The sequence below is a fragment of the Chloroflexota bacterium genome (genome assembly GCA_014360905.1).
Classification (GTDB): Bacteria; Chloroflexota; Anaerolineae; order UBA2200; family UBA2200; genus JACIWX01.
Map to the genome: position 1 here is coordinate 1 of JACIWW010000025.1, position 23,790 is coordinate 23,790.

General features: G+C 52.7%; 21 protein-coding genes. 19 read left to right on the forward strand and 2 right to left on the reverse strand.

The window, feature by feature from the left end; genetic code table 11:
• The 3 genes from H5T67_10235 to H5T67_10245 all read left to right on the forward strand — a co-directional run.
• On the forward strand, nt 1-192 hold a 192-nt coding region (locus H5T67_10235; protein ID MBC7245690.1), incomplete at its 5' end, for a transposase.
• A gap of 167 nt (nt 193-359) precedes the next feature.
• Nucleotides 360-3,377 carry a DNRLRE domain-containing protein gene (locus tag H5T67_10240; GenBank protein MBC7245691.1) on the forward strand — a complete coding sequence of 1,006 codons (3,018 nt, stop codon included), beginning with the start codon at nt 360-362 and terminating at the stop codon, nt 3,375-3,377.
• Nucleotides 3,378-3,431: 54 nt separating this feature from the next.
• Nucleotides 3,432-4,265: a hypothetical protein gene (locus tag H5T67_10245; protein MBC7245692.1), complete on the forward strand. Its 834-nt coding sequence runs from the start codon at nt 3,432-3,434 to the stop codon at nt 4,263-4,265.
• A gap of 61 nt (nt 4,266-4,326) precedes the next feature.
• Here the strand turns inward: H5T67_10245 and H5T67_10250 are convergent, their stop codons facing one another.
• Entirely contained in the window at nt 4,327-6,546 is a 2,220-nt protein-coding gene (locus H5T67_10250; GenBank protein MBC7245693.1) for a UvrD-helicase domain-containing protein, read from the reverse strand.
• Nucleotides 6,547-7,034: 488 nt separating this feature from the next.
• Between H5T67_10250 and H5T67_10255 the strand changes: the two genes are divergently transcribed.
• The 10 genes from H5T67_10255 (at nt 7,035) to H5T67_10300 (ending at nt 17,162) form a co-directional block, all read left to right on the forward strand.
• Entirely contained in the window at nt 7,035-7,313 is a 279-nt protein-coding gene (locus tag H5T67_10255; GenBank protein MBC7245694.1) for a MoaD/ThiS family protein, read from the forward strand.
• A 4-nt stretch (nt 7,314-7,317) separates the two neighbouring features.
• On the forward strand, nt 7,318-9,153 hold the full coding sequence (locus H5T67_10260; protein MBC7245695.1) for an aldehyde ferredoxin oxidoreductase family protein: 1,836 nt from the start codon (nt 7,318-7,320) through the stop codon (nt 9,151-9,153).
• A 1-nt stretch (nt 9,154) separates the two neighbouring features.
• Nucleotides 9,155-9,643, forward strand: a complete 489-nt coding sequence (locus tag H5T67_10265; GenBank protein MBC7245696.1) for a 4Fe-4S dicluster domain-containing protein — start codon at nt 9,155-9,157, stop codon at nt 9,641-9,643.
• Between the two features lie 101 nt (nt 9,644-9,744).
• Nucleotides 9,745-12,210 (forward strand): hydrogenase iron-sulfur subunit, encoded by a 2,466-nt coding sequence (locus H5T67_10270; GenBank protein ID MBC7245697.1) that lies wholly within the window; start codon nt 9,745-9,747, stop codon nt 12,208-12,210.
• A 35-nt stretch (nt 12,211-12,245) separates the two neighbouring features.
• Entirely contained in the window at nt 12,246-12,827 is a 582-nt protein-coding gene (locus H5T67_10275) for a 4Fe-4S dicluster domain-containing protein (protein ID MBC7245698.1), read from the forward strand.
• Complete coding sequence (locus H5T67_10280) at nt 12,824-13,255, forward strand: hydrogenase iron-sulfur subunit (protein MBC7245699.1); 432 nt, start codon at nt 12,824-12,826, stop codon at nt 13,253-13,255. Before H5T67_10275 ends, H5T67_10280 begins: the two co-directional genes overlap by 4 nt.
• 24 nt (nt 13,256-13,279) lie before the next feature.
• Nucleotides 13,280-14,227 (forward strand): 4Fe-4S dicluster domain-containing protein, encoded by a 948-nt coding sequence (locus H5T67_10285; GenBank protein MBC7245700.1) that lies wholly within the window; start codon nt 13,280-13,282, stop codon nt 14,225-14,227.
• 54 nt (nt 14,228-14,281) lie between these two features.
• The gene (locus H5T67_10290) at nt 14,282-15,298 is read left to right on the forward strand and encodes a 4Fe-4S dicluster domain-containing protein (protein ID MBC7245701.1); all 1,017 of its coding nucleotides are present in this window, start codon (nt 14,282-14,284) and stop codon (nt 15,296-15,298) included.
• Nucleotides 15,298-16,176 (forward strand): FAD/NAD(P)-binding protein, encoded by an 879-nt coding sequence (locus tag H5T67_10295; GenBank protein ID MBC7245702.1) that lies wholly within the window; start codon nt 15,298-15,300, stop codon nt 16,174-16,176. Before H5T67_10290 ends, H5T67_10295 begins: the two co-directional genes overlap by 1 nt.
• Before the next feature lie 92 nt (nt 16,177-16,268).
• Nucleotides 16,269-17,162, forward strand: a complete 894-nt coding sequence (locus tag H5T67_10300; GenBank protein MBC7245703.1) for a 4Fe-4S binding protein — start codon at nt 16,269-16,271, stop codon at nt 17,160-17,162.
• 39 nt (nt 17,163-17,201) lie between these two features.
• On the opposite strand, the gene H5T67_10305 is transcribed toward H5T67_10300, so the two are convergent.
• The gene (locus H5T67_10305) at nt 17,202-19,349 is read right to left on the reverse strand and encodes a hypothetical protein (GenBank protein ID MBC7245704.1); all 2,148 of its coding nucleotides are present in this window, start codon (nt 19,347-19,349) and stop codon (nt 17,202-17,204) included.
• A 298-nt stretch (nt 19,350-19,647) separates the two neighbouring features.
• On the opposite strand from H5T67_10305, the gene H5T67_10310 reads away from it, so the two are divergent.
• The 6 genes from H5T67_10310 (at nt 19,648) to rpiA (ending at nt 23,784) form a co-directional block, all read left to right on the forward strand.
• Nucleotides 19,648-20,280, forward strand: coding sequence for a TIGR04076 family protein (locus H5T67_10310; protein MBC7245705.1), 633 nt, complete (start codon nt 19,648-19,650; stop codon nt 20,278-20,280).
• A gap of 12 nt (nt 20,281-20,292) precedes the next feature.
• On the forward strand, nt 20,293-20,706 hold the full coding sequence (locus H5T67_10315) for a hypothetical protein (protein ID MBC7245706.1): 414 nt from the start codon (nt 20,293-20,295) through the stop codon (nt 20,704-20,706).
• Between the two features lie 95 nt (nt 20,707-20,801).
• The gene (locus H5T67_10320; GenBank protein MBC7245707.1) at nt 20,802-21,362 is read left to right on the forward strand and encodes an LOG family protein; all 561 of its coding nucleotides are present in this window, start codon (nt 20,802-20,804) and stop codon (nt 21,360-21,362) included.
• Nucleotides 21,355-22,251, forward strand: coding sequence for an EamA family transporter (locus tag H5T67_10325; GenBank protein ID MBC7245708.1), 897 nt, complete (start codon nt 21,355-21,357; stop codon nt 22,249-22,251). The genes H5T67_10320 and H5T67_10325 overlap by 8 nt, the downstream gene beginning before the upstream one ends.
• 8 nt (nt 22,252-22,259) lie before the next feature.
• A complete protein-coding gene (locus H5T67_10330) occupies nt 22,260-23,057 on the forward strand; it encodes a hypothetical protein (GenBank protein ID MBC7245709.1) in 798 nt (265 codons plus the stop codon).
• A 28-nt stretch (nt 23,058-23,085) separates the two neighbouring features.
• Nucleotides 23,086-23,784, forward strand: a complete 699-nt coding sequence (gene rpiA / locus H5T67_10335; protein MBC7245710.1) for a ribose-5-phosphate isomerase RpiA — start codon at nt 23,086-23,088, stop codon at nt 23,782-23,784.
• Nucleotides 23,785-23,790: the final 6 nt, after the last annotated feature.

Genomic DNA, 23,790 nt, shown 5'->3' on the forward strand with positions numbered 1-23,790 from the left:
CTGAGTGCGGACAACAATCTGGCCGAACGGAGCCTTCGTCCGCTGGTGGTAGCGCGCAAGATCAGCGGGGGTACGCGGAGTAGCCGCGGTAGCAGGATCACGTTGGCCCTGGCCAGTCTCTTTGAGACGTGGAAAGCACGTGGGCTCAATCCCCTTACGCAGTGCTTCAGTATGCTTGCTCAAGGCCCTTAACCTCGAAGCTGAAATTTCTTACCTCAAATCTGAACAGTTACCAGCGCACGTGTATTTTGACAAAGGAGCATTTAAATATTATACTATATTAATCTAGCATCAAATAATTCAACCATGCATTTACTTCAAAGTAACCAGAACGCAACACAATGGAGGAGGACAACTTAGTGATGCACGGCAGCCCAGGCACCTTCTATCATCACCGCTGGTTCTGGCTTGTGATGGTGGTGTTGCTTCTGATTGTTCTCATCCTGGTTGGCTTGTTCCTCGCTTCATGTGCCTCTGTATCGGAGTCGTTGGCCTCCTCAACTTTACCTGCACCGCCGCCCCAAGCTGAAGAGAGGCCTGTTTCTGCCGCTGGTCGCGCTTCTCCCATAAATCTGCCGCCGGTCATTTTCGTGATGACGGATTGGTGGAATGGTGATTGGGGTAATCCCAATTACTATTTCACGTACACAAATCAGTTTGGCGGCATTGAAGTAGTGCGCGGTCATCCAGAATGGGGTGCATTGGGAGGATGGTGGGAGTTTGTGTGGGCTCATCTAAATCCATACAAAGGCGTCTATGACTGGACAAAAACGGATGAGTATATCCTAAAGGCCCAAGAGATGAAGGTTACATTGCCGGATGGAAGCGTCATCGCGAAGCCGGTAGGCATCGCGGTGACAACCTGGACGTTTCACGAGACGGCAGAACAAATTGGTGTGAACTGGACGCCTAGTTGGGTAGCTTCTATGGGCGGGGGCAGCATCACCTCATGCTATGACCCGGATGGGCCATCGGGGCCGTGCAAGCCGATGTGCACCCCGAACTTTGGCAATACGGTGTGGCAGTATTGGTTTGATCAGTTCATTCTGGCCATGGGACAGCATTACGACAACAATCCAGACTTTTACAACCTGGCCTGGATCAACATAGCCACCGGAGTGGATGAAGAAACCATGGAGCGCAAGAACGTGTTTGGTTGCACCTACACTACAGGAGATAGTCCGACCTTCCTTAATTGGGTTAACCGCGTGATGGGTACCTATAACCTTGCTTTCCCCAACACTCCGCAGTTTATCCAATCCACACTGCACCACATTCATCACCATTGCGCTCTTGCGGCCTCATTTGCTTCGAAGATGACCGGGGTCAAAGTCAATGCTTGGGAGGTAGACAGCCCGAATGCCGAGATTCGCTACGATGGCGTGCTGGTAGGCGGTGTCATGGGATCTTCTCAGCTTTACCATGAGTTGATCCCGACTGGTTTTGAGCCTGGCGGTGTTGTGCCACGTGTAAATGGAGCCTATTGGATGTTCATGGAGGGTCTCAGTGTACACCCTTACATCCTCGATGTGCAATATCGCAACATTGAAGATGCTTATACCGCTGGACAGCTCATCGGTTTTCCCATTCTTGATTTTACCCGTGTGCATCTGGGGAAAGCGGTGGAAGATACGCCTGATGTGTGGATAGTGCTGCGTGAGACCAAGCACTCCGATAGTTGCTGGAAGGCCAGCGATGGCATCTACAAATGCTATGGGCCTCATCGTGGAGATTTCATGTACTGGTTGTATCGTTGGGATACGACGCCTGGTGGGCGCACAGTGGCTTTGATCGGGGATGCACGGAATGAATTGCCTACTCCGGCACGCGACCATATCTATGCCTGGCACAGCACCAGGCGCACGGATCAGGCTACAGGCAATCCCTATATGTCCTTTGATGTGGATGATCGGTATCCGTATGCTGGGCATGTTCCCAAGGCAGCGGGCGGGCCGGTGTCGTGGACGATCACGGTGACGTTGGTGAATCAGGGCACGGATACGTTTTCGTTGGAGTATCGTGATTACTACGGCAACCTGGTGGAGCGGAGGGTGAGCAAGGGTGCAGGGCTTGGGCCGGTGAACACGTGGGTGGATTACACGTGGAAGGTGAATGATGCGTATTTTGCCAATGGGTTGCCTGGAGGGATGGATTTCCGCATTAATTGCAACAACGATGGGAATGAGTACATCCATCGCCTGATCGTGAGTGGGGAAGGACTGCAGTTGCCTACACCCAGCCCAACTAGGACTAGGCCGCCGACCAAGACACCCACGGTAACTCCTACTCCCACGATAACGCGTACGCCAACGCATACACCGACACGAACATCTACTCCGACGATAACTCCGACCCGCACGCCAACTGTGACGCCCGCCGGCACTTTCACACCACCAACACCAACGCGAACAGAGACGCCAACCAATACCCCTACCCAAACTCCTCGTCCTACAGATACGCTGACACCGGGACCATCGCCAACCGTAACGAATACGCCAGTGCTTTCACCTACTCCTACTTTGTTCCCTGGTGGTCGCAACGTGGTCACCTTGCAACAGGGGATATTGGGGTATGCAGGCACGAATGACACATACATCACATCCTCCAGTCCTTCTAGCAGCTTTGGTCGGCAGGCCAATCTACGGGTCAAGGATGATAATTCTTCTGTGAGTTTGATCCGATTCGACTTATCGAGCATTCCCCCACAAGCAAATATCAACGAGGCGGTTCTGCGAATTTACCCTTATGAACGCGATGCTGCGGTGGAAATGACCGTGGAAGTGTACCGCCTACTGCGGCCTTGGGTTGATACAGAAGCCAACTGGGAGAAGGCATCTATCGAGGAAGTCTGGGGCATGCCTGGTGCTAATGGGCCAGGGGCAGACCGGGAAACAACCCCGGTGGTCACACAAACGGTGTCTTTACTCAAAATCTGGTACGAATTTGATATTAGCGATTTGGTGCGAGGTTGGGTGAACAGCCCACAAACGAATTATGGCTTGCTCCTGCGCGGTTTGGGCTCGGCTTCGGTGGCTTACAATTTTGCGAGCGCCAATTATCCTAGTATTTCTACGCGCCCTCAGTTGGTGATTGACTACACTGCGCCAGAGGCAACGTTTACACCGCTGCCAAAGACGCCTACGCCCACTCCTACTCAAACCTTAACTCCTTCTGCCGCGCCAACGCCTATTCACACGGCTACCCCGTCACCGGCACCCATCATATCGCCTACTCCGACACCTATCGTAGGACCTACGCCAACAGCGACTAGCATTATGGACTATATCGCAGATATGGAAAGACGCGTGGGCATTGTGCAAGAATTGCTGGCGAGGATTATAGATATCTTCAGGCGCTTGAGTCAGTTTGAACGATAAAGAAAGTAGAGAGATGAATAGTCAGGTTTCCTTATCGAACAGAGGAGAGAACCAATGAGAAAAGTAGCGATCATTTTGATTATGGTGATAGCCACTCTCGTCATTGGGCTGCGGTTATTGGGAGCGAGTGCGAAAGAGGGTACTTCTACTGTGATTATTCACCCTGCCTCCGCCCTTCAGGCTACCTCCACGAGAAGCCTGTACAGCGCGCGTTTGATCGCTCCGCCCGTAATTGATGGTCTATTGAGCGATTGGCCAGCTCTTGAGAGCATCGATCTCAACCGGAATACAGCCTATTCGTTTTCAGGCCGCATAGATAGTGTGAACGACCTCAGCGCTATAATCCGCAGCGGTTGGGATAACAACACGCTGTATTTTGCCATACAAGTCAAAGACGATGTTGTCATGGCAGATAGCACCGATGTCTGGCGTGACGATGGAGTGGAAATCGGACTAGACGGACTTTATGACCAGTATGCCTGGGGGTGGGATGACCACCAATACACCATCGTCGTGGATGGCCGCATTACGGATCGAGGTGTACCGACTACGAACATCAAGGCGGTTGTCCTGGGAACCAAAGAGGGATATGACATCGAGGTCGCCATCCCCATCTCTCAGTTGCTGCCTGGTATTCCTATCTCAGGCACAGTAATGGGATTCACGATTGGCATACACGACGATGATGATGGGGGAAACTGGGATGCATACCTGATTTGGGAGGGGACGACTACCAGTAGTCGGCCTGAGCTATTTGGAAGTCTGATTTTCACCGAGCGTCCAGAGGATCGACTAGCAGCGTTGGAGGCCAAGATTATCGAGTTGGAAAGGAAGCTGCAAGAACTGATACGCCTTCTAAGGGAGTTTGAGCAATTGACTCCGCCGTAATGAGTTTCTGCCCAGAATCAGCACAGGGGGAATGATGCGCGCATCATTCCCCCCTTTTGCTTCACTCTGGCCGGTCAATGAGTTTCAATGCAGCAAAGCTGGTCAGCAAGCGTTTGATACCGACCTTGCCAGCAAAGGCAACGATTACTTCCTCATCCTGGCCTTGCATCTGGCTGTTGACCACGATGCCCTCACCGAATTGAGGATGCCGCACACGATCACCCGGATGGAAGGAGCCGGATGTCTGTCTAGCGGGTGAAGCCTGTCCGAGATCGGCTTTCAGGCGGGCTGGGGCCGGAATAATAGCCCCTTTTATCAAGCGGCTGGGGATATCGCGCAGGAAACGAGAGGGCTGACTCGTTGCCTGGTTGCCAAAACGTGTGCGGCGGAAGGTATAGACCAGATATAAACGGCATTTGGCCCGCGTCATACCTACATAGCACAAGCGGCGCTCCTCTTCCATTTCTTCAGGTTCCTCTAGGGAGCGGCTATGGGGCAATATGCCCTCCTCGAAGCCAGCGATAAACACGGTGTCGAACTCAAGCCCTTTGGCCATGTGCAAGGTAAGCAGTGTGACGGCATTGGTCTCTTCGCGCAGATTGTCCACATCCGAGACCAACGCCACATCCTCGAGGAAAGTAGTTAGAGCGGTATCGGGTGGCAGATGAGCGTATTCTTGAGCTACGGTACGCAATTCCTGGATGTTTTCCCATCGTTCCTCACCTTCCTCAGTGCCGTCCCGGATATATTCACTGTACCCCGAATCTGCCAGGAGCCTGTCCAGAAGCTGGAGCGCGCTGCTCTCGCCGCGGATAGCGAGGAGATGATCGAGCAGGTCCAGGAGGGAAAGTAGGTTCTTGGCACTGCGGCTATCGAAAGGCAATGACATAGGAGTGGATAGGGCTTCCTGTGTTAGTGTATCCTGGCTGGATGCGGACGTCTCCTGTCCTTGTTTCAGCAGTTGCAACGCGGTGTACAAAGGGATGTGGTTCGCTTCGGCCCACTTTTCGAGGGTTTCTCTTGTCCTATCGCCAATGCCGCGTGGTGGCACGTTTAAGATACGTTTCAAGCTGATGTCATCGTAGGGGTTATGGATCAAGCGCAAGTAAGCTAGCACGTCTTTGATTTCACGGCGTTCATAGAAGCGAGTAGCCCCGACGAGTTTGTAGGGTAATCCGTGGCGGACAAAGGCATCTTCTAACACACGAGATTGGGCATTGGTCCGATACATTACCGCGCAATCACTTAGACAGACCATGCGCTTTGCTACCAAGTTTTCGATTTCACTCACGAGAAACTCGGCTTCTTCTTGCTCGTCGTAGGCCTCATGAACAATAATGGGCAAACCCGTTTCATTGTTGGTCCACAGCTTCTTATCCGTGCGTTGGGTGTTGAGGGCAATAACGTGCCTGGCAGCATCGAGGATGTTTTGCGTTGAACGGTAATTCTGTTCCAAAAGCACCACCTGTGCTTCTGGATAGTCCTTACGAAAGCGGAGAATGTTGCGAAAGTCGGCTCCACGCCATCCATAGATGCTCTGGTCTTCATCTCCAACGACGAAGAGGTTTTTGTGTTCAGCAGTCAGCAGCCTTAACCACTCGTACTGGGCATTGTCTGTGTCCTGAAATTCGTCCACTAAGACGTATACGTAGCGGTGCTGATATTTCTGTCGTATCGTGGGGTGTTCGGTGAACAATTGAACGGCGAGCATCAAGAGATCATCGAAATCCAAGGCGCTGTTTGCACGGAGCAGTTCCCAGTAACGGCTGTACACCCGTGCGACGATTTCGTGCCAATAAGTGGGTGGATTGTATTGCTCGGGCGTCAGCAAAGCGCGCTTTGCTTTGGAGATGGCAGCCTGAATAGCCGTTGGACGGTACAGTTTCTCGTCCAGATTGAGTTCGCGCAGCGCTTGCCGAATGAGACCGACTTGATCATCTTGGTCATAGATGATGAAGTTGGAAGGCAAACCCAACGTTTGCGCTTCGCGGCGCAAGATGCGGGCGCAGATGGCATGGAATGTGCCAATGGTCAGACGCTCCAATTGCTGCTGCCCGATCAGTCTTTCCAATCGACCACGCATCTCCTTGGCTGCCTTGTTGGTAAAGGTAACCGCCATCAGGTTATAGGGGTCTATACCGCATTGCTTCACGAGATAGGCAATGCGATACGTGAGCACGCGGGTTTTGCCCGACCCAGGTCCTGCCAAAATCAACACAGGGCCGTGCAATGCTTCTACAGCCTTTCTTTGCGCGGGATTTAACTCGCTTAACAAATCCATAGCAACTCCATGGGCAGTAAATATACTACTTTATTCTAGTGACAAATCCCCTTTTGGCCAATTGAAGGCGAGGAATTGCTTGTTTTGTTTGCATTTTCCGAAATTTGGGCTATAATGCATGCGCCAAGTTCGAGATCACAGGGTGCTTTATCATAGGCACAATGTTTGTGCTAAATCATGCTTTGTGATCTTTATCCTTCTGTACCTTATTTTGCCAGTAGCTATCAGGGTTTGTGGTATGTGGCTTAATCATGATGATAGTGGATCGGCTGGCGATACAGTATATAACTTTCCCAACAGGGCATTCTGCTGCGTTTTCCCCTAGGAAAGATTTTGACAATTCAACAAATCGTAGTAAAATGATGATATAACTCCAGATAAACAGTGGAGTTAGCGCTTAGTTGCCATAAATGCTCTATCAATGGTGGATACAAAAGTTCACCAGGCTGCGTTTTGAGGTAGGTAACCCGAGGAAGGCGAGTCAGGCTATGGAGTTCACAGTTGAGTTTTTTGGTCTTCCGCGGCGTTTAAGCGGGGTCAAAGAAACCACGGTGCAAGTACCGGCGGGGGCTACGCTGCGTGATGTTGTTAAGGCATTGGCAGCCAAGTTCCCGGCCTTTTTGGGGGATCTGATTGATCCCAACAGTTACGAATTGGAATCGCCTTACTTTTTCAATGTCAACGCACGACACGTTCCACGCAGTTTAGAGTACCAACCCAAGGAAGGGGAACGATTACTATTACTCTTTGTGGAGGCAGGAGGATAAAGTCATGTATTGGGGCAAGATCTTACACATCGATGTATCTGAACGCAAGACGCACGTGCAGCGCGTAGACGAGGAGTGGTTGAGGAAGTATGTTGGCGGTGTGTGCATGGCCTCGCGGCTAGCCTACGAGAACATCCCAAAAGGTGCAGACCCACTAGGTCCAGAGAATGCAGTTTGTTTTGCCAACAGCGCTTTCTCGGGCACGATGGTTCCCGTGGGAACCAAGTATGCAGTGGCCACCAAATCCCCGTTGACCGGATTCCTCGGCGATTGTCTGGCCGGCAGTTATTTTGCCGCAGCGATGAAACGAGCCGGCTATGATGGCATCGTTGTCAAGGGCAAGGCGGATCGTCCCATTTGGATTTTCGTGGACGATGATGCAGTCTATTTCAACGATGCCTCAGACCTATGGGGTATGGAGACTTTTGAAACGGAGGAAGCAATCCGTGCCAAAGTGGGCGATGAGCGTGTTCGCGCCTGCACCGTAGGCCCTGCGGGCGAGCGCCTAGTGCGTTTTGCCAACCTGACCAATGACCGTGGACGCCAGGCAGGACGAACTGGACCAGGCGCAGCCTTGGGAGCCAAGTTGGTGAAAGCTCTCGCGATCCGGGGCACCAAATCCGTCCGAGTGGCTGATCCTCAGAATTTGCTCGCGGCTTGCAAGAAACTGAACGAATTAGCCCAGACAACCAAGACGGAAAAATACCGCATCCTAGGCACGCCCTCGAATGTGTTGAATATGAATCGGTTGGGCATTCTGCCTACTCGAAACTACCAGCAGGGAGAATTTGAGGGCGCTGAGAAAGTCAGCGGCGAGTACATGCACGAACATTACACGGAAAAGGCTGTGGCCTGTGCTGGCTGTCCCATCGCCTGTGAGCAGATCACACACGTGAAGGAAGGGAGTTACGCTGGAGCGAGGACCTCGATTGATTACGAATCCCTGTTCGCTCTGGGACCCAACTGTGGCATAGATTCTATGGCTGCTATCATTGCGGCTATTGATCGCTGCGATAGGTACGGTATGGATACCATGAGCACTGGCGTAACCATCTCCTGGGCCATGGAATGCTTCCAGCGTGGCATCCTCACCAAAGAAGACTTTGATGGCCTAGAACCGGTCTGGGGCAATGATCGTGCTGTGGTTGAGCTGGTGCGCAAAATCGCGTACCGTGAAGGAATTGGCGATCTGTTGGCCGAAGGCGTCAAGCGTGCAGCAGCCAAGGTGGGCAAAGGTTCAGAACATTTTGCCATGCATGTGAAGGGCTTGGAATGCTGCGGCTATGATGCACGAGGCATGCAAACCTTCGCCGTGGGCTGCGCCGTGGGCACGCGAGGCCCCTGCCACAACCGCTCTCTTGCTTATGAACCAGACGCAAAGGGAGAAGTGGACCGCTTGAAAGCTGGCCCTGAACGGGGGCGGCTAGCTAAGGAGACAGAAGAGTTCGCTGGTGTCTTTGACATCATGATGTTCTGCAAGTTCATTCGAGGCTGTTTCAAAGACATTTGGACCGAGATTCCTCAACTGTACACCTATACAACCGGCATCGCTATGACTTCTGAGGACCTGCACAAGCTGACGGAGCGATCCTGGAACCTGAAGAAAGCATTCAACATTCGCGAAGGTTGGACAAAGGAGGATGACTGGCTTCCGCCACGCTGGCTCAAGGATCCCTTGCCTTCTGGAGGCTCCAAGGGGGCTTATGTGAAAGAGGATGACCTGCGCATGATGCTCCAGTCCTATTATGAGGCACGTGGCTGGACACCAGAAGGACTCATTCCCAAGGAAAAACTTATTTCCCTGGGATTGGATGACATCGCTGAGGATATAGGAGTCTAAGATGGAGAAACAATTTCAACACATTGTTTGCGACCCCGACAAGTGTGTGGGTTGCGGAGATTGCGAGTTCGCGTGCTCTATGACGAAACACCAGGTTTTTGACCCAGCCCTTTCGCGCATTCGCAATGTGCGTATCGAGCCTATTGTCATGCTGTCCGTGTCGTGTCGCATGTGCAATGATGCCCCCTGTGTCCTGGCCTGTCCGCGCAACGCACTGACGCAAGATCCCGAGAGAGGTATTATTCGGGTGGACGAGGACAAGTGCGATGGCTGTGGCTGGTGCATCGAGGCTTGCGACTTTGGCGCAATTCTGCTCAACCCTGCCACGAAGAAAGTTGAGATTTGCGATCTCTGTGCTGATCTGGGTGAGCCACAGTGCGTGTTGTACTGCGAAAAGAAGGCGCTTTCCCTGAGTGCTCCGGAAGTCGTGGCGCAGAAGACCAGGCGCGAGGTCGTCAGCAAACTGCTGCAAGAGCTTATAGGTAGTTGAACAAAACGAAACAAGGGAGTGGCGGATGAAGCGGAGACGCCTTGTCCGCCACTTCGTGTGAAAAGTGCCACGAAGTGGAAAGTTTTTGCAAGGGGAAGTAGATGAGCGAAAATGGGGATTTGAGAATCGGTGTATACGTTTGCCACTGTGGATCGAACATCGGGGGTGTCATTGATCCCAAGGCAGTGGCGGAGTATGCGTTCACTTTGCCGGATGTGGTCTTTGCCACAGACCAACTTTATACATGCTCGGATCCTGGTCAGCGACAGATCCAGGAGGATATTCAGAAATACAACCTCAACCGTGTCGTCGTAGCTGCCTGCTCTGTTCGACTGCATGAGCCCACTTTCCGAGCTTGTGTCGCCCAGGCAGGGTTGAATCCGTTCCTGTTCGAGATGGCTAACATCCGGGAGCAGGATACGTGGGTGCATTCACATGAACCTGATGCAGCTCTGCAAAAAGCCAAGGAAGTGGTCGCGGCGGCGGTGGCTAAAGCTCGTTTCCTGACACCCCTGGACATGATCGAGGTGCCTGTTACCAAGGCAGCGATGGTCATCGGTGGTGGCATCGCTGGAATTAGCGCAGCGCTCGACCTGGCCGATATGGGCATTATGACCTACCTGGTTGAAAAGGAGCCGAGCATCGGGGGAAGGATGGCTCAACTCAACAAGACCTTCCCTACAATGGACTGTTCCATCTGAATATTGGCCCCCAAGATGGTTGACGCGTCGCGTCACCCGAATATCGAACTCCTCACCTATACCGAGGTGAAACGAGTCGAGGGCTTTATCGGCAACTTCAAGGTCCTGGTGGAGGAAAAGCCACGCTATGTGGACATGGATCGCTGCAACGGCTGCGGTGCCTGTGCGCCTGTCTGCCCCATTGAAGTGCCTAATGAGTTCGAGGAAGGTATAGCACCACGCAAGGCGATTTACATCCCACAAAGCCAGGCTGTCCCATTGCGATATGTCATTGACATAGATCACTGCATCAAGTGCTACAAGTGTGTGGATGCCTGTGGCAAATTGGATGCGATTGACTTTAGCCAGCAGCCGAAGCAGAGATGGTTAGATGTGGGCAGTATTATCGTTGCGACCGGCTTTGACAGTTTCGATCCCTCTGAAGTTACCGAATATGGTTATGGTCGCTACGATAACGTCATCACTACGCTGGAGTTGGAACGCATCAGCAATTCCGCCGGGCCAACCGCGGGCCAGATTATACGCCCCTCGGACAAGAAGTTGCCTCGGAAGATAGCTTTCATCCAATGCGTTGGCTCGCGCGATGAGCGCTTCAATCTGTACTGCTCTGGCTTTTGCTGCATGTATACAATCAAGAATGCAGTGCAGTGGAAGCAGACCTATCCGGACGCTGACATCACCATCTTCTATATGGACATCCGCACGCCTGCCAAGGGCTATGAGGAATTCTACCGACGAGCGCGTGAGATGGGCATTCGTTTCATCCAAGGGCGTCCTTCTATTATTACCGAAGATCCCCGAACCGGCAACCTGTTCATCCAGGCTGAAGATGTAGGTCTGGGACAGGTGATTGAGTTAGAAACGGAGTTGGTAGTCTTATCTACAGCGGCTGTGCCACGACTGGATACCGAGCACATGAGTTCCATACTGAATATCAGCCGCAGCCCAGGCGGATTCTTCATGGAATATCACCCCAAGCTGCGTCCGGTTGACTCACCCACCGATGGTGTCTTCCTGGCAGGCGCCGCTCAAGGGCCGAAGGATATCCCTGCTAGTGTAGCACAAGGCAGTGGTGCTGCAGCCCGGGCCGCGCGCATTCTCAATGCCGAAAAATGGGAGATAGAGCCCATAGTAGCTCACGTTTGGGAGGATCGCTGTATCTCTGCTCAGGGCAAGAAATGCGGCATCTGTGCAACCAAATGTCCCTATAATGCGATTGTCGTGGAGCAGGGCAAAGCGGCAGAGGTCATGCCTGCGAAATGCCACGGCTGCGGCGGCTGTGTGGCCGAATGCCCGCATAATGCTATTACTCAGATGCACTTCACAGACGCCCAGATCATTGCCCAGTTGCATGCTCTGCTGGCCAAAGAACCGGAGAAAAAGATTATTGCATTTATGTGCCACTGGTGTAGCTATGGCGGTGCAGACAACGCTGGAACCAGTCATTTTGAGTACCCCGCTTCCTCTCGAGGCATTCGCGTGATGTGTTCCGCACGTCAGGATCAGGACTTTGTCTACGAGGCATTCCGGCTAGGGGCGGGTATGGTGTTGGTCTCTGGCTGTCACCCACAAGACTGCCACTATATTACGGGGCAAAGAGTGGCGGCAGAGCGTTTTGAGCGGTTAGCAAAGCGTCTGGAAGAAATTGGCATCTCACCTAAGCGTTTCCGTGTGGAATGGATCTCCGCAGCAGAGGGCGCCAAATATGCCCAGGTGATCCGTGAGATGGATGAGGTGCTCAGATCATTCGATCCTCAGGCGCTCAAAGAAGAGAATGAAAGAGTACGTCCAGAGCTAGAGCGGCGGTTGCGTCGTTTGCCCGAGATTCCAGACGTGGCCAAGGCTATTGAAAAGACAGTCGCTTAACGCCCGGCAATCTAGCAAGCGGAGGAGCTGAAGAAGTGCAACGTCTTAGCCAGTATGATCCAGGTTTTAAAGATGAGGTAATGGCCGAGCCGGGTGGAGAGAACCTGATACGCTGTTATTCCTGCGGGACGTGCATGGCTACCTGTCTGATCCGTCGTCATTACCCAGACTATAACCCACGGCGTATCCTGCGCATGGCTATATTGGGCATGCGTAAAGAGGTACTGAGCAGCCATGTGATCTGGCGCTGCTCAGCGTGTGATGATTGCTATAGGCACTGTCCGCAGGGCATTCGCATCTCTGACCTCTTCAAGGCCTTTCGCACTATTGCCCTGCGCGAAGGCTATTCTCCACCCGGCCCAGTAGCACGGGTCAACGAGCGTACTTGTGTGGGCTGTGGGCTTTGCGTCGAAGTATGCCCATATGATGCGGTGGAATTGGTGAAAAAGCGGGTGCTGGGCCATGAAAAGACGGTAGCTCAGGTAAATACCACACTATGCATGAGCTGTGGTGTGTGTGCTGCTTCCTGTCGCTCAGCCTCCATTGACCTGCTTGATTATAGCGACGAGATGCTGTTACAGCGCGTTCAACAAAAACTGCTAGAGGTGGCGGCATGAGTGAATGGCAACCCAAGATCGTCGTTTTCCTGTGCCAATGGTCTCTGAAATCGGATTCAGACTGGACACAGCGCCTTGCTTTTCCACAGAACGTGTATCTTGTGGAGGTGCCTTGTTCCGGACGCGTGAACCCGCTTATGCTCATGTCGGCATTCCAATATGGTGCTGATGGCATTCTCGTCGTGGGTTGCGAACCAGGGCGTTGCCATTACAAAGAGGGCAATTATTTAGCGCGCCGTAAATTTGCTACCCTGAAAAACTTTCTTGAGTATGTAGGGCTGGAGCAAAAGCGGGTGCAATTGGCTTGGCTGGGCGAAACAGATCGGGGGAAATTGCCCAGTCTCGTGGAAAGTCTACTTCAAGATGTGCGTAATCTAGGCCCAGTGCAAGCGCTGACCACCCGTGAAGTTGTCCCATGTCCGATGTAATTTCATAAGGATAAGAGGATCATCATGCAGGAGCTCACTGAAGCGATTCAACGAGAAGCCAGGCGGCTATTGGAAGCGGGCGAGGTAGATGTCGTCATTGGCTTTACAAAGGGGACATTGCCTCTCCGCGCTGCCCCGTTCTTTGTCCGCAAGGCTGCAGATGTAGAACGCTTAATATGGAATTCCTTCTGCGAGAACAATTTGGCGCGTTATCTACGCGGACTGAGGAACAAAAAGGTAGCGATTGTCGCTAAAGGTTGTGATAGCCGTTCCATTGTTGCTCTGATTACTGAGCATCAGTTGGAGCGGGAAAAGATTTACATTTTGGGCATTCCCTGTCGGGGTATGGTGGATCGGCGCATCGTGGCGCGTCGCGCGCCGGGCGAAGTGCTTGCTGCCCGCGAGGAGGGCGAGGAGGTTATTGTCGAGGGCGAAAGTTTTTCCTTGCGCATGCCTCGCTCAGAGGTGTTGTATCGCTCCTGTGCAGCATGTGTGCACCCCAACCCAGTGTTATACGATGTGTTGCTGGCGGAGCCGGTTGCGATATGGTCAGAGGATCCATACGTCTATGTGCGAGAGATGGAGAGGAAATCTCCTGCCGAACGGGCAGCATACTTTGCCTCTGAAGCAGAGCGCTGCATTCGCTGCTACGCTTGCCGCCAGGCTTGTCCCATGTGCTATTGTGAGGAATGCTTCGTAGATCACACTACACCACGATGGATCGAGTCTGGCGCTACCCCAGCCGGTTTGCAGGGTTGGCAGATAGGCCGTGCCTATCATCTGACAGGACGGTGTGTGGATTGTGGCGCTTGTGAACGTGCTTGCCCTATGGAGATAGACTTGGTATATCTCAATGGCAAGTTGAATAAAGACGTACGAGAATTATACGGATTTGAAACTGGTCTGGTGGTAGGCGAGCTACCACCTCTGGCTGTGTTTCGACCTGATAAAGACCCTGATTTTACAGGCTAGAGATCGTGAAATATTGAACGGAGTCGTTGCAAGTCATTGTACAGCGGGGTATTTATGAACAAAAAGATTGCTAAAGCAGACATTAACCAATGGCTCGCCCAGTTATTGAAGGACTATGCCGTCTATGCACCGACAAGGGTGGCTAACTATGTAGCTTATCGCCAGATCGCCTCGCCGGACGATATAGTCTGGGATTGCCTGGTAACGCGTGAGCCGCCCAAAGGAGTGTTCTTCCCCCAAACTGAAACGCTATTTCAGTATGTTAGAACCGCAAGTGACCTTCAGCTGCGACCCTTAGATACAGTGGAAGGTGAGCGAATCTTATGGGGAGTTCGACCGTGCGATGTCCAGGCATTGTTGGTGCAGGACGCCGTGTTCAATACCCCAGATGTGCGTGATGTCTACTACGCAAACAAGCGGGACAAGACAACCATTATTGGCATTGGTTGCAACCGACCACTGAGCACGTGTTTCTGCACGTCAGTCGGGGGAGGGCCATTTAAGAAGGAAGGAGTGGATGTTTTTCTCACAGACCTTGGGGATGCCTATCTGGCAGAAGCCCTTACACAGAAGGGCAAGAAACTGCTCCAAGCATCGTGGTTTCATCCAGCGAGCGACAAAGATTTGGAAGCGGCCAGAGCCATAGAGGAGACAGCACTTAAGCACTTGCCTCCACCCATGAATATGGAGGCGATCAAACAGCGTTTGGATGCGATGATCAACAATCCCTTCTGGGATGAGGTACAAGCCACTTGCCTGGGTTGCGGCGTATGTACGTTTCTTTGTCCCGTTTGCCACTGCTTCGACATTGTGGATGAGGGCACCTCTTCCTGTGGCCAACGTGTCCGCAATTGGGATACCTGCCAGTATTGTATCTACACACTGGAAGCATCGGGGCACAACCCTCGACCCAGCGGGAAGGAACGAACACGGCAGCGTCTGATGCATAAATTTGACTATTACCTGGTCAACCAGGGCGTTATCGGTTGCGTGGGTTGTGGGCGTTGTGTCCAATTGTGTCCCGTGAATCTTGACATTCGTCAGATACTTGTGCAGTTAGGAGCGGCTTGATGACATCTGTAGAAACCTTTGAGGTATCGGTTAAAGCCCCAACTAATCCGTACTTACCGGTTCCTATGCGCATCGAACGTGTGCATATCGAGACTGACGACAACATGTTGAAAACGTTTGAGCTGTCGTTCGTGCACGAGAAGGATGCTGCGGGCTTTCGCTTCCGCCCAGGTCAGTTCTGCGAGATTTCCGTATTTGGTAAGGGTGAAGCCCCCTTTGGAATTGCTTCGTCCCCGACCGAGCCAGGCCCGCTTAAATTCACTGTGAACAAGGCAGGAGTCCTCACCACTGCATTACACAATATGGGAGAAGGTGAAATTGTGGGCTTGCGTGGACCTTTGGGAAATGGCTACCCTCTCGAAAAGTTCGAAGAACATAGCGTGGTGATAATTGGCGGTGGCTTTGCTTTTACCACTTTGCGTGCTTTGACTAAATACATCTTGGACCCGCTGCACCGCCCCCGTTTTCGGGATATCACCATTATCTATGGTGCCCGTCAGCCGGGATTGCTCCTGTACAAGGAAGACCTGGCTTCCTGGGAACAGCGCGAGGACGTCAAAGTATACCTCACGATTGACCAGGCGGTGCCTGGCTGGACAAAACATGTGGGCTTTGTGCCAGACGTAGTCGAACGTGTGGCGCCGAGTTCCAAGGATGCATATGCCGTTATTTGTGGCCCGCCAGTTATGATTCGCTTTACCATGCCCAAGCTCACTGCTCTTGGATTCCCACCAGAACGTATCTATTCTTCTTTGGAACGACGCATGAAATGCGGCATAGGCAAATGTGGACGTTGCAATATTGGGCCATATTATGTGTGTAAGGATGGGCCAGTTTTTAGCTATGCTCAACTGGAGGGCTTGCCCCAAGAATACTAAGATGATCCAGAAAACAGCGAGCTGGGAAGCCATGCTTAACTATTATTATGGCATGGGACTTTTTGGATCATCTTTATACTCTGGAGGAGTGCATGAAACGCGGTACGACCATCAAGCTATCCGATGAAGCCACTTTGCGTTTGGAACGCAAAATGATCACGCGCCATCATTTGCTGGAATTGGACCGGCAGAGATGTGTAGGTTGCGATCTGTGCGTGGCTGTATGTCCTAAAGAAGCTATTACATTGGCACGCGGGGTGCTTGAGAATGGACGGTTGGTTCAACGCCCAGCCGTAGACATTGATCCCCAGAAGTGCAACTTCTGCGGGGAGTGCGTGGTGGTTTGCCCGGTAAACGCCTTGAATATGCTGGTAGACGGACAAGTGCGCATCCCGGTCTGGGAATATGAGGTTTTCCCAGTGCTAGTCAAGGAAATCAAATGGGATGGGGCGAGACTGCCTCCGGAGCTAGCGGATACGGTGGTTGAGGCTTGCCCGACCGATGTCATTACTGTAGAGGCCAAGCGTAAGGGGCGGAAGGTCACTGCAGTTGAGAGCATGCAAGTAGATACGAGCAACTGCATTTACTGCAAGCAATGCGAGGTTGTCAGCCCGGAAACTTTCCAGGTTACCCATCCCTTTGAGGGTATCATCCGTCTAGAGAGAAGCCTCTGCCCACCGGGCTGTCAGGCTTGTGCGGACATTTGCCCCACTCATGCTCTGTTCATGAAAGATGGTAATCTCATTCTCGATGACCGATTTTGTCTCTACTGTGGCGCCTGTACGCAAGTCTGTCCAGTGCCGGAGGCTTTGTTAGTCAGGCGGCACCGCGTGCGCCATACACCCATCAAGTCTGGCGCCTGGATTGCGGCGGTGGAAAAGCTGATTTCTCTAGAGATGGCCTCTCAGGAATTGGAGATGAAATCCCAGGCCAAGCGGCGCACTGCCCTGAAGTTCATGCCAGGCGTGCCGAGAGCGAAGGAGTAAGAAGAACCCCAAAGGTTCGTCGAACCTTTGGGGTTTTGTTTACCGTCCCCAGCGCTCTTGGACGAGGTTGGCTACAAGGGCAGTCCAGCCGGTTTGGTGGTCGGCGCCGAGACCTTTGCCAGTTTCGCCATGATAGTACTCGAAGAAGTGGTGCGTGGCTTGCCATTCTCGTTCCACGGTGTGGACCAGGTTCTCGCGCAACTGTTCAGCCAGAGTGGCATCATAGGTGCTCAGCGCCTGTACCAGCAAGTAGTTGATGGGTATCCAGATGGGGCCTCGCCAATTGGAGTTTTTCCAACCAGAACTAGAGTAGCCTGCCTCGTAAATCGTCTCATTGCGCGCCATGCTGCGGATACCATAGTCAGACCAGAACTCATAGGGGTTGCTCAGATGGGCGAGTACACGCTTGGCGCGCTCTTCATCAGGCACACCGGCGATGAGTGGAATCAAACCAACATACGACTTGATGCGCAGTGGGCCATTTACATCGCGGTCGTAATAGAAACCATCTTCCTCATTCCACAACTGGCTGTTGATATGCTGTACCAGCGTGACATAATCGCTCTCGTATTGTTCCACCCGGTTCGCGTAGCCTAGCGCTTGGGCAATAGCGCTCATGTGCTTGGCGAAGAAAGCCATCCAAGCGGAAGTATCGGCTTGTTCCACGTCGGGCCCACTCGGGCGCGGTATGTTGTCCATGCCCATGAACCCGCCTGTATACAAGCCGTCCCCATCTTCGTCAAAAGCCCTGCGGCAGTAGGAGTAGTGCTTCTCAAGCCTGGGAAAGATGCGCTCGAGGAAATAGCGATCTCCGTCGGTCTTGTAGATTTCCCAGGCAGCCCAGGCGAAGAGGGGAGGCGTTTCAGCATCGAGGTCCCACTCCACATTCGGCACATGGCCAGTGTCAGTCTGCCAACGTGGACTGAGGAAGAGCAGCAAATCATCTTTCGCTACGTTGATGTCGGTCAGCGTGGCGACCTTGGCCTGAAAGCAAGTGTCCCACATTGCGGGCCAGGGGAATTCCCACTTGTCCGGCACAAGTACTACGTTATGGATATCTACTTTCCCACTCCAATGCGACTCAAATGAACCATCGTATTCATAGTACATCTTGTTCCACAGGAGATTCATCAGAGCATAGCGGTAGACATCCTGGTGCTCCGTTACTTCGTTTCGGTACAACGCCTCAGCCTCAGATTGTCGCTTGGCGAGGATGGCTTGAGCGTTGGCTAATGTAGCATCTGCATTGCGCTCTGCCTCGTTTGTGCTCGCCGCGTTGGCTAGTGCCAGGTACACCGTTCGTGATTCTCCTGCTTGCAAGGATAAGGCCAGATCCCATGCGGCGCGGTTGCCTTCACCCGCATTGGCCAGTTGCTTGTTCTTGGTCATGGCGCGGTTGAAATCGCCTTTTTTGCCCGTGGCATTGGATGAGATTTGCCAGCTTGACGGTGCGGCTGCTGTCTTGACTACAAAGTGGCCGCCATTGTAAGCCACGTCATAAGCGTTCCAATCCAATCGTTGTACATACCCATCGCCGCGCAGCCAGACAAGGGGAAGAAGATGCAATATACCCGCTTCCGTTGCAGTTACCTTGACCTGTACCAGCGTGGTCTGATTGTTACGCTTGGCGTACGTGATGTCCACGGTGAAGTTGGGTTTTTCGCGCGGGTAGTGATATTCATAACGGGCATAGCTATGGGTAGGGGTGTTCTCCCAGAAAATGCGCTGCTCCAGGATGGTTTCCCCGTATTTGCCCTCCGGATTGCTCAGTCCGTAGAGCCTTTCTGTGACATAGGGCTGCCGCTCATCCCAGAAGCCAAAGGCGAAGCAGATTGTCTCTTGCAGATCAGTCCAGCCAGCTATGCCATCCTCGCCATACCGGTACTTGGTATCCATGGCCATCTCGTAGGTGAGGCCCCAGCCATTCCCATCCACAGCTTCTCGCGGGTTACCCCACTCTCTTTCGGACATGTAGGGTCCCCACAATATAGTCAGGTCAACCATGGTGGGCGGTTGTTCTGTCCAGCGCTCGAAATTCTGCGCGATGAGTGGCTTGGGCCCTGTCCATTTGCGCGTTGGGATCGCTGTGGGCTGTACGGTTGGTGTGGGAGTGGCGATGTGGCAAGCAACAGTGGACAGTATGAATACAATCGTCAACAGGTATCGGCATAGGGTCTTGCCAGGCATGCTTTCCTCCTTGCAGAAGGCTAGATGAAAACATTGTATCACAAGTGGCATGCCAAATCAATTGATACAGAACCCTAAGGAATTGCTCCCAAGCACATCGATCGAGCGTGCATGACCAGTTTTCAGCGGTATAGGAGCTAACCTTGCCGTGTATGATACAATCTAATCAAGCGAGGGGAGCTTTGCTGTCAAGGTTAGGCAGGGTATAATCCAGGTGCAGGGTCACGAAGCGAATTTCTGGCTGTTTTGTACATCATTTTACGAGCAGCAAGTTGCGATCGAGAAAGGAAGTGAGAACGTGGCAGAACTCCACATTGTAGATACGAAATCCCTAGCCTGGGCGCCTCATCGGACCTGTGCTGGGGTATATACCCAAACCCTAGTGGGCAACGAAATAAGCAATGACCTCGAAGCGAAATTGGTGCGTATCACTCCCGGCGCTGAGATTTCGCCGCACATACATGAACATTCAGCAGAGACCTTTTATGTGCTTTCTGGAGAAGGAGCCTTTTGTGTCGAAGAGCGGCTTGTGCCTTGCTATCCTGGCTCCTGCGCGCATGCCAAGCCCGGGGTGGTGCACGGCGTCAAGAACACTGGCCAAACAGATCTGCTATTGCTGGCCATATTCACTCCCCCATTAGGCCAGGCTACCACATTTGAGCCATATAAAATTATCGTGACTGTGCGAGCGGTGAATGGTACCTGCCGTTTTGGCCATCAGGTCGGCGACCAGATCACTTTCGATGGCGAGACCATTAACGGACGGATCTGCATAAGTGCCTTGTACAGCTTTCTGCCCAAGGTCTTTGCTATGCGTTATGGTGCTGATTTCCCCTGGTTGGCTGCAGAGCACAAAGATGTAGCGACACATGCCTGCCCAGATGCCCAGAATCCCGTGGTTTTCGAAATCAAGCGCGTCAAAGCGGTATAGAAGGAAGGGCTCTTGAGCAAATGCCTTAGAGGAAATAGCCGTTTTTGGCTTCTGGCATTGGCTGTTTTGCTGCTAGCTGGTTGTAAGCAGCAAACAATACCCACAGTCGTGCCACTTCCTACTCCGGATGCCCATGCCATTTATATGATGCTGACGATGAAATATACTTCGGATGATGTAATCCTGCGCATCTACGACATGTCGCCCGATGAAGTGGCTAGGATTCTGCAGGCATTGCAATCCATCGAGCCTCCAGATGGCCTCGAGGCGTTGCATGAACAGGCATTGGATGCTTACCGCATTATTTGCAAGGGCAAGCTATTGCTGCCTGGCGCTGACCCCGTCCTGCGCAGTGAGGCGTATTTTGCCATTGATTGGGGCATTGGCCTTTTGCGGGACTACCGCGAGCGACTGGACAAGCAATGACCATGGATAGGACTGAAGCCTGCAGCAAAATGCCGTCCAAACTGTGGACCAGCAAAACAATCGTTGATATTTGATATGATCTAGAAGGGGCGGATATGAGCGAAGTAGTCAACGTCGTGTCTGTATTTGGTAGTTCGCAGGTCGAACGCGGCAGCTCTGCGTATGAGGAGGCTAGGGTAGTAGGCGCACTTTTGGCAAAGGCAGGGCTGGCGGTGTGCAATGGTGGGTATGGTGGGGTGATGGAAGCAGTAAGCCGCGGAGCCAAAGAGGCTGGTGGTTTAGTCATCGGAGTGACGACCAGTTGGTTCGCGCACATGAAAGCGAATGCGTGGCTAGACAAGGAGGTGCGAACAGCCACGTTCCTAGAGCGTCTCCGCACGATTATTGAGATGGGTCAGGGGTTCATTGCTCTGAAAGGAGGGGTGGGTACGCTAACCGAAGTCAGTACGGTCTGGAGCATGATGCAAACCCACTCCATCCCCCCACGGCCGTTCATCCTGTTGAGTGACCCTTGGTACGGCCTGCTCCGTTTTTGCACTGATGCATTGATCCTTCGTCCAGATGATTTGCAGTACTTGCAACTGGCCAATACACCAGAGGAAGCAGTTCACATTCTAGTTGAATCACTGCAATATAAGGCTGCACGAAATGGATAAGTCACATACCTTTGGCTTCATGGATATCGCATTGCTAGCCATGGTCGTTATCTGGGGCGCCAATTTCACGGTGGTCAAGTCGGCGTTGATGGAGATGACGCCAATGGCCTTCAATGCCCTGCGCTTTGCTGGAGCTTCGGTGCTCACTTTGATACTAGCCTGGTTGATAGAACGTGATCTGACCATCGCCCGCCGCGATTTGGGGTTAGTTTTGCTGCTGAGTTTCATTGGCAACTTTATCTATCAAGTCCTGTTCATTCATGGTCTTGCACGTAGCAGTGCGAGCAGCACATCACTTCTCCTTTCCACTTCACCCATCTTTGTAGCGCTTGTGAGTACCTTGACCAAAGCAGAAAAGCTTAGTGGCCGAAATTGGACAGGCATTTTCCTTTCCTTCCTGGGCATTTTTCTCCTCCTTACTGGCGCTAACAATAGGGTGGCGATCGATAGGCGAACAGTACTGGGGAACCTGTTGGTGCTTTGTTCAACCATCAGTTGGGCGACTTATACCGTATTGCTGAAGCGTCTGGTCCAGCGCACTTCGGCGCTGAAAGCCACTGCCTGGATCATAACTGCTACTACCCCGTTGTTGATCATAGCAGCACTGCCTGATTTTTGGGCTCAAGATTGGCATGCTATCTCTTACAAAAGCTGGCTAGGGCTGCTCTACTCTTCTGGGATTGCTATTGGTATTGGGTATGTCATTTGGAACACGGGGGTGCAACGGGTAGGGAGCGTACGTACTGCTGTGTATTCCTACTTCACACCAGTGGTTTCCGTATTGGTGGCCTGGGCTTTCCTTGGCGAGAGCATGCAACCGCTGCAAGCTCTAGGTGCAGTGGGGATTCTCCTAGGCGTATGGCTAGGGCGGAGCAAGCCCGAAGGCTGAGAAGACAGATGGTCAACTTGCCTCTGGGGCGGTTTCTCGGTCGTGGTATGCCACTGCCGAGTGGCTTTCGGGAAGTTCGCTGGCACAGTCAGGCGCTCAGAAAGCGCATGGCTTTCGTGCTGTACCTGCCAGACAGCTATGAACAGGAGAGTGCGAACTGCTATCCGGTGCTGTATCTGTTGCACGGCTCAGGACATAATCGCCACTCTGTGATGCGCGAGGTCTGTCCGCAACAGCACGTGTCCCTGCTCGGCGAAGCTTTGCTTGTCATACCCGATGGCGACCAAGGCTGGTGGCTGGATAGTCCAGTGTTACCTCATTTGTGCTATGGCCAGTATGTGCTGGAGCTGGTGCAGTTTGTTGACCTGCATTACCGTACGATTGCTAGGCGCGAAGCGCGCGGCATCAGTGGCTTCAGCATGGGCGGCTACGGTGCCATGTTGCTCGCCAGTCAGCACCCTGAGCTGTTCGGAGCAGCATCTTCCTTGCTGGGGCCGTTGGATATTGCGCAACTTTTCCCAGCCCATTATCGCCTTGGCCGGTTGCTTGGTTCAGATCTGACAGTGTGGCAAGAGTATAATCCAACCCAGAGAGCGCCAAACTTGGCTGGTACCGCGCTCCAGTTCTGTACGGCAGAGGAAGCGTTTGATCGCCCACAAAACGATGCTTTTGCGGCTGCATTGCGGTCCCTGCATATTCCATTTGAATACCATATCTATGCTGGCGGGCATGATACTGCTTTTGTTCGTGAGCATATCGATGAGCATTTTCGTTTCCATCGGCGGTCGTTTGATCAGGATGGCTGAAGAGGATAGGTGGAGGAGGTGAGGAATCATGGGGATAAATCTGAAGCAAATGGCTGCGGCCAGGGCTGTTGAGATGGTAACGAACGGCATGGTGCTTGGCTTAGGTACCGGGTCAACCGCACGTTATGCTGTTGAAATGATTGGCGAGCGATTGCGCGATGGCCGACTGCGGGATATCGTCGGAGTGCCAACGTCCAGCGAAACGGAGAGAATCGCCAAGGAGGTGGGCATACCTCTCACAACTCTGCGCGAGCATCCGGTGATTGATCTCACTATTGATGGTGCGGATGAAGTGGACCCCCATCTAGCCTTGATCAAAGGGTTGGGAGGAGCGCTAGTGCATGAAAAGATCGTGGCACGTGCCTCGCGCCGCGTCGTAATCATAGTGGATGACTCCAAACTGGTGCAGGTGCTGGGCACCAAAGCACCGCTGCCGGTCGAGGTGATCCCATTTGGTTGGGGCACTTATTTGAAACAACTCAAAGGCTTTGGCTGCGAGCCCGTGCTGCGCATGAGGGGCACAGAGCCCTACGTCTCCGATGAAGGGAATTACATTGTGGATTGTCGCTTTGCGCGGATTGAGGATCCGGCAAAGCTGGAGTGCGCACTCAACTGCATTCCAGGTGTAGTGGACAATGGGCTTTTCATTGGACTAGCCTCCATGGTTATCGTAGCCTCAGAGTCCGGCGTACGCGAATTGCGATGTAACAAGAATCCTAGTTTCTAACATTTG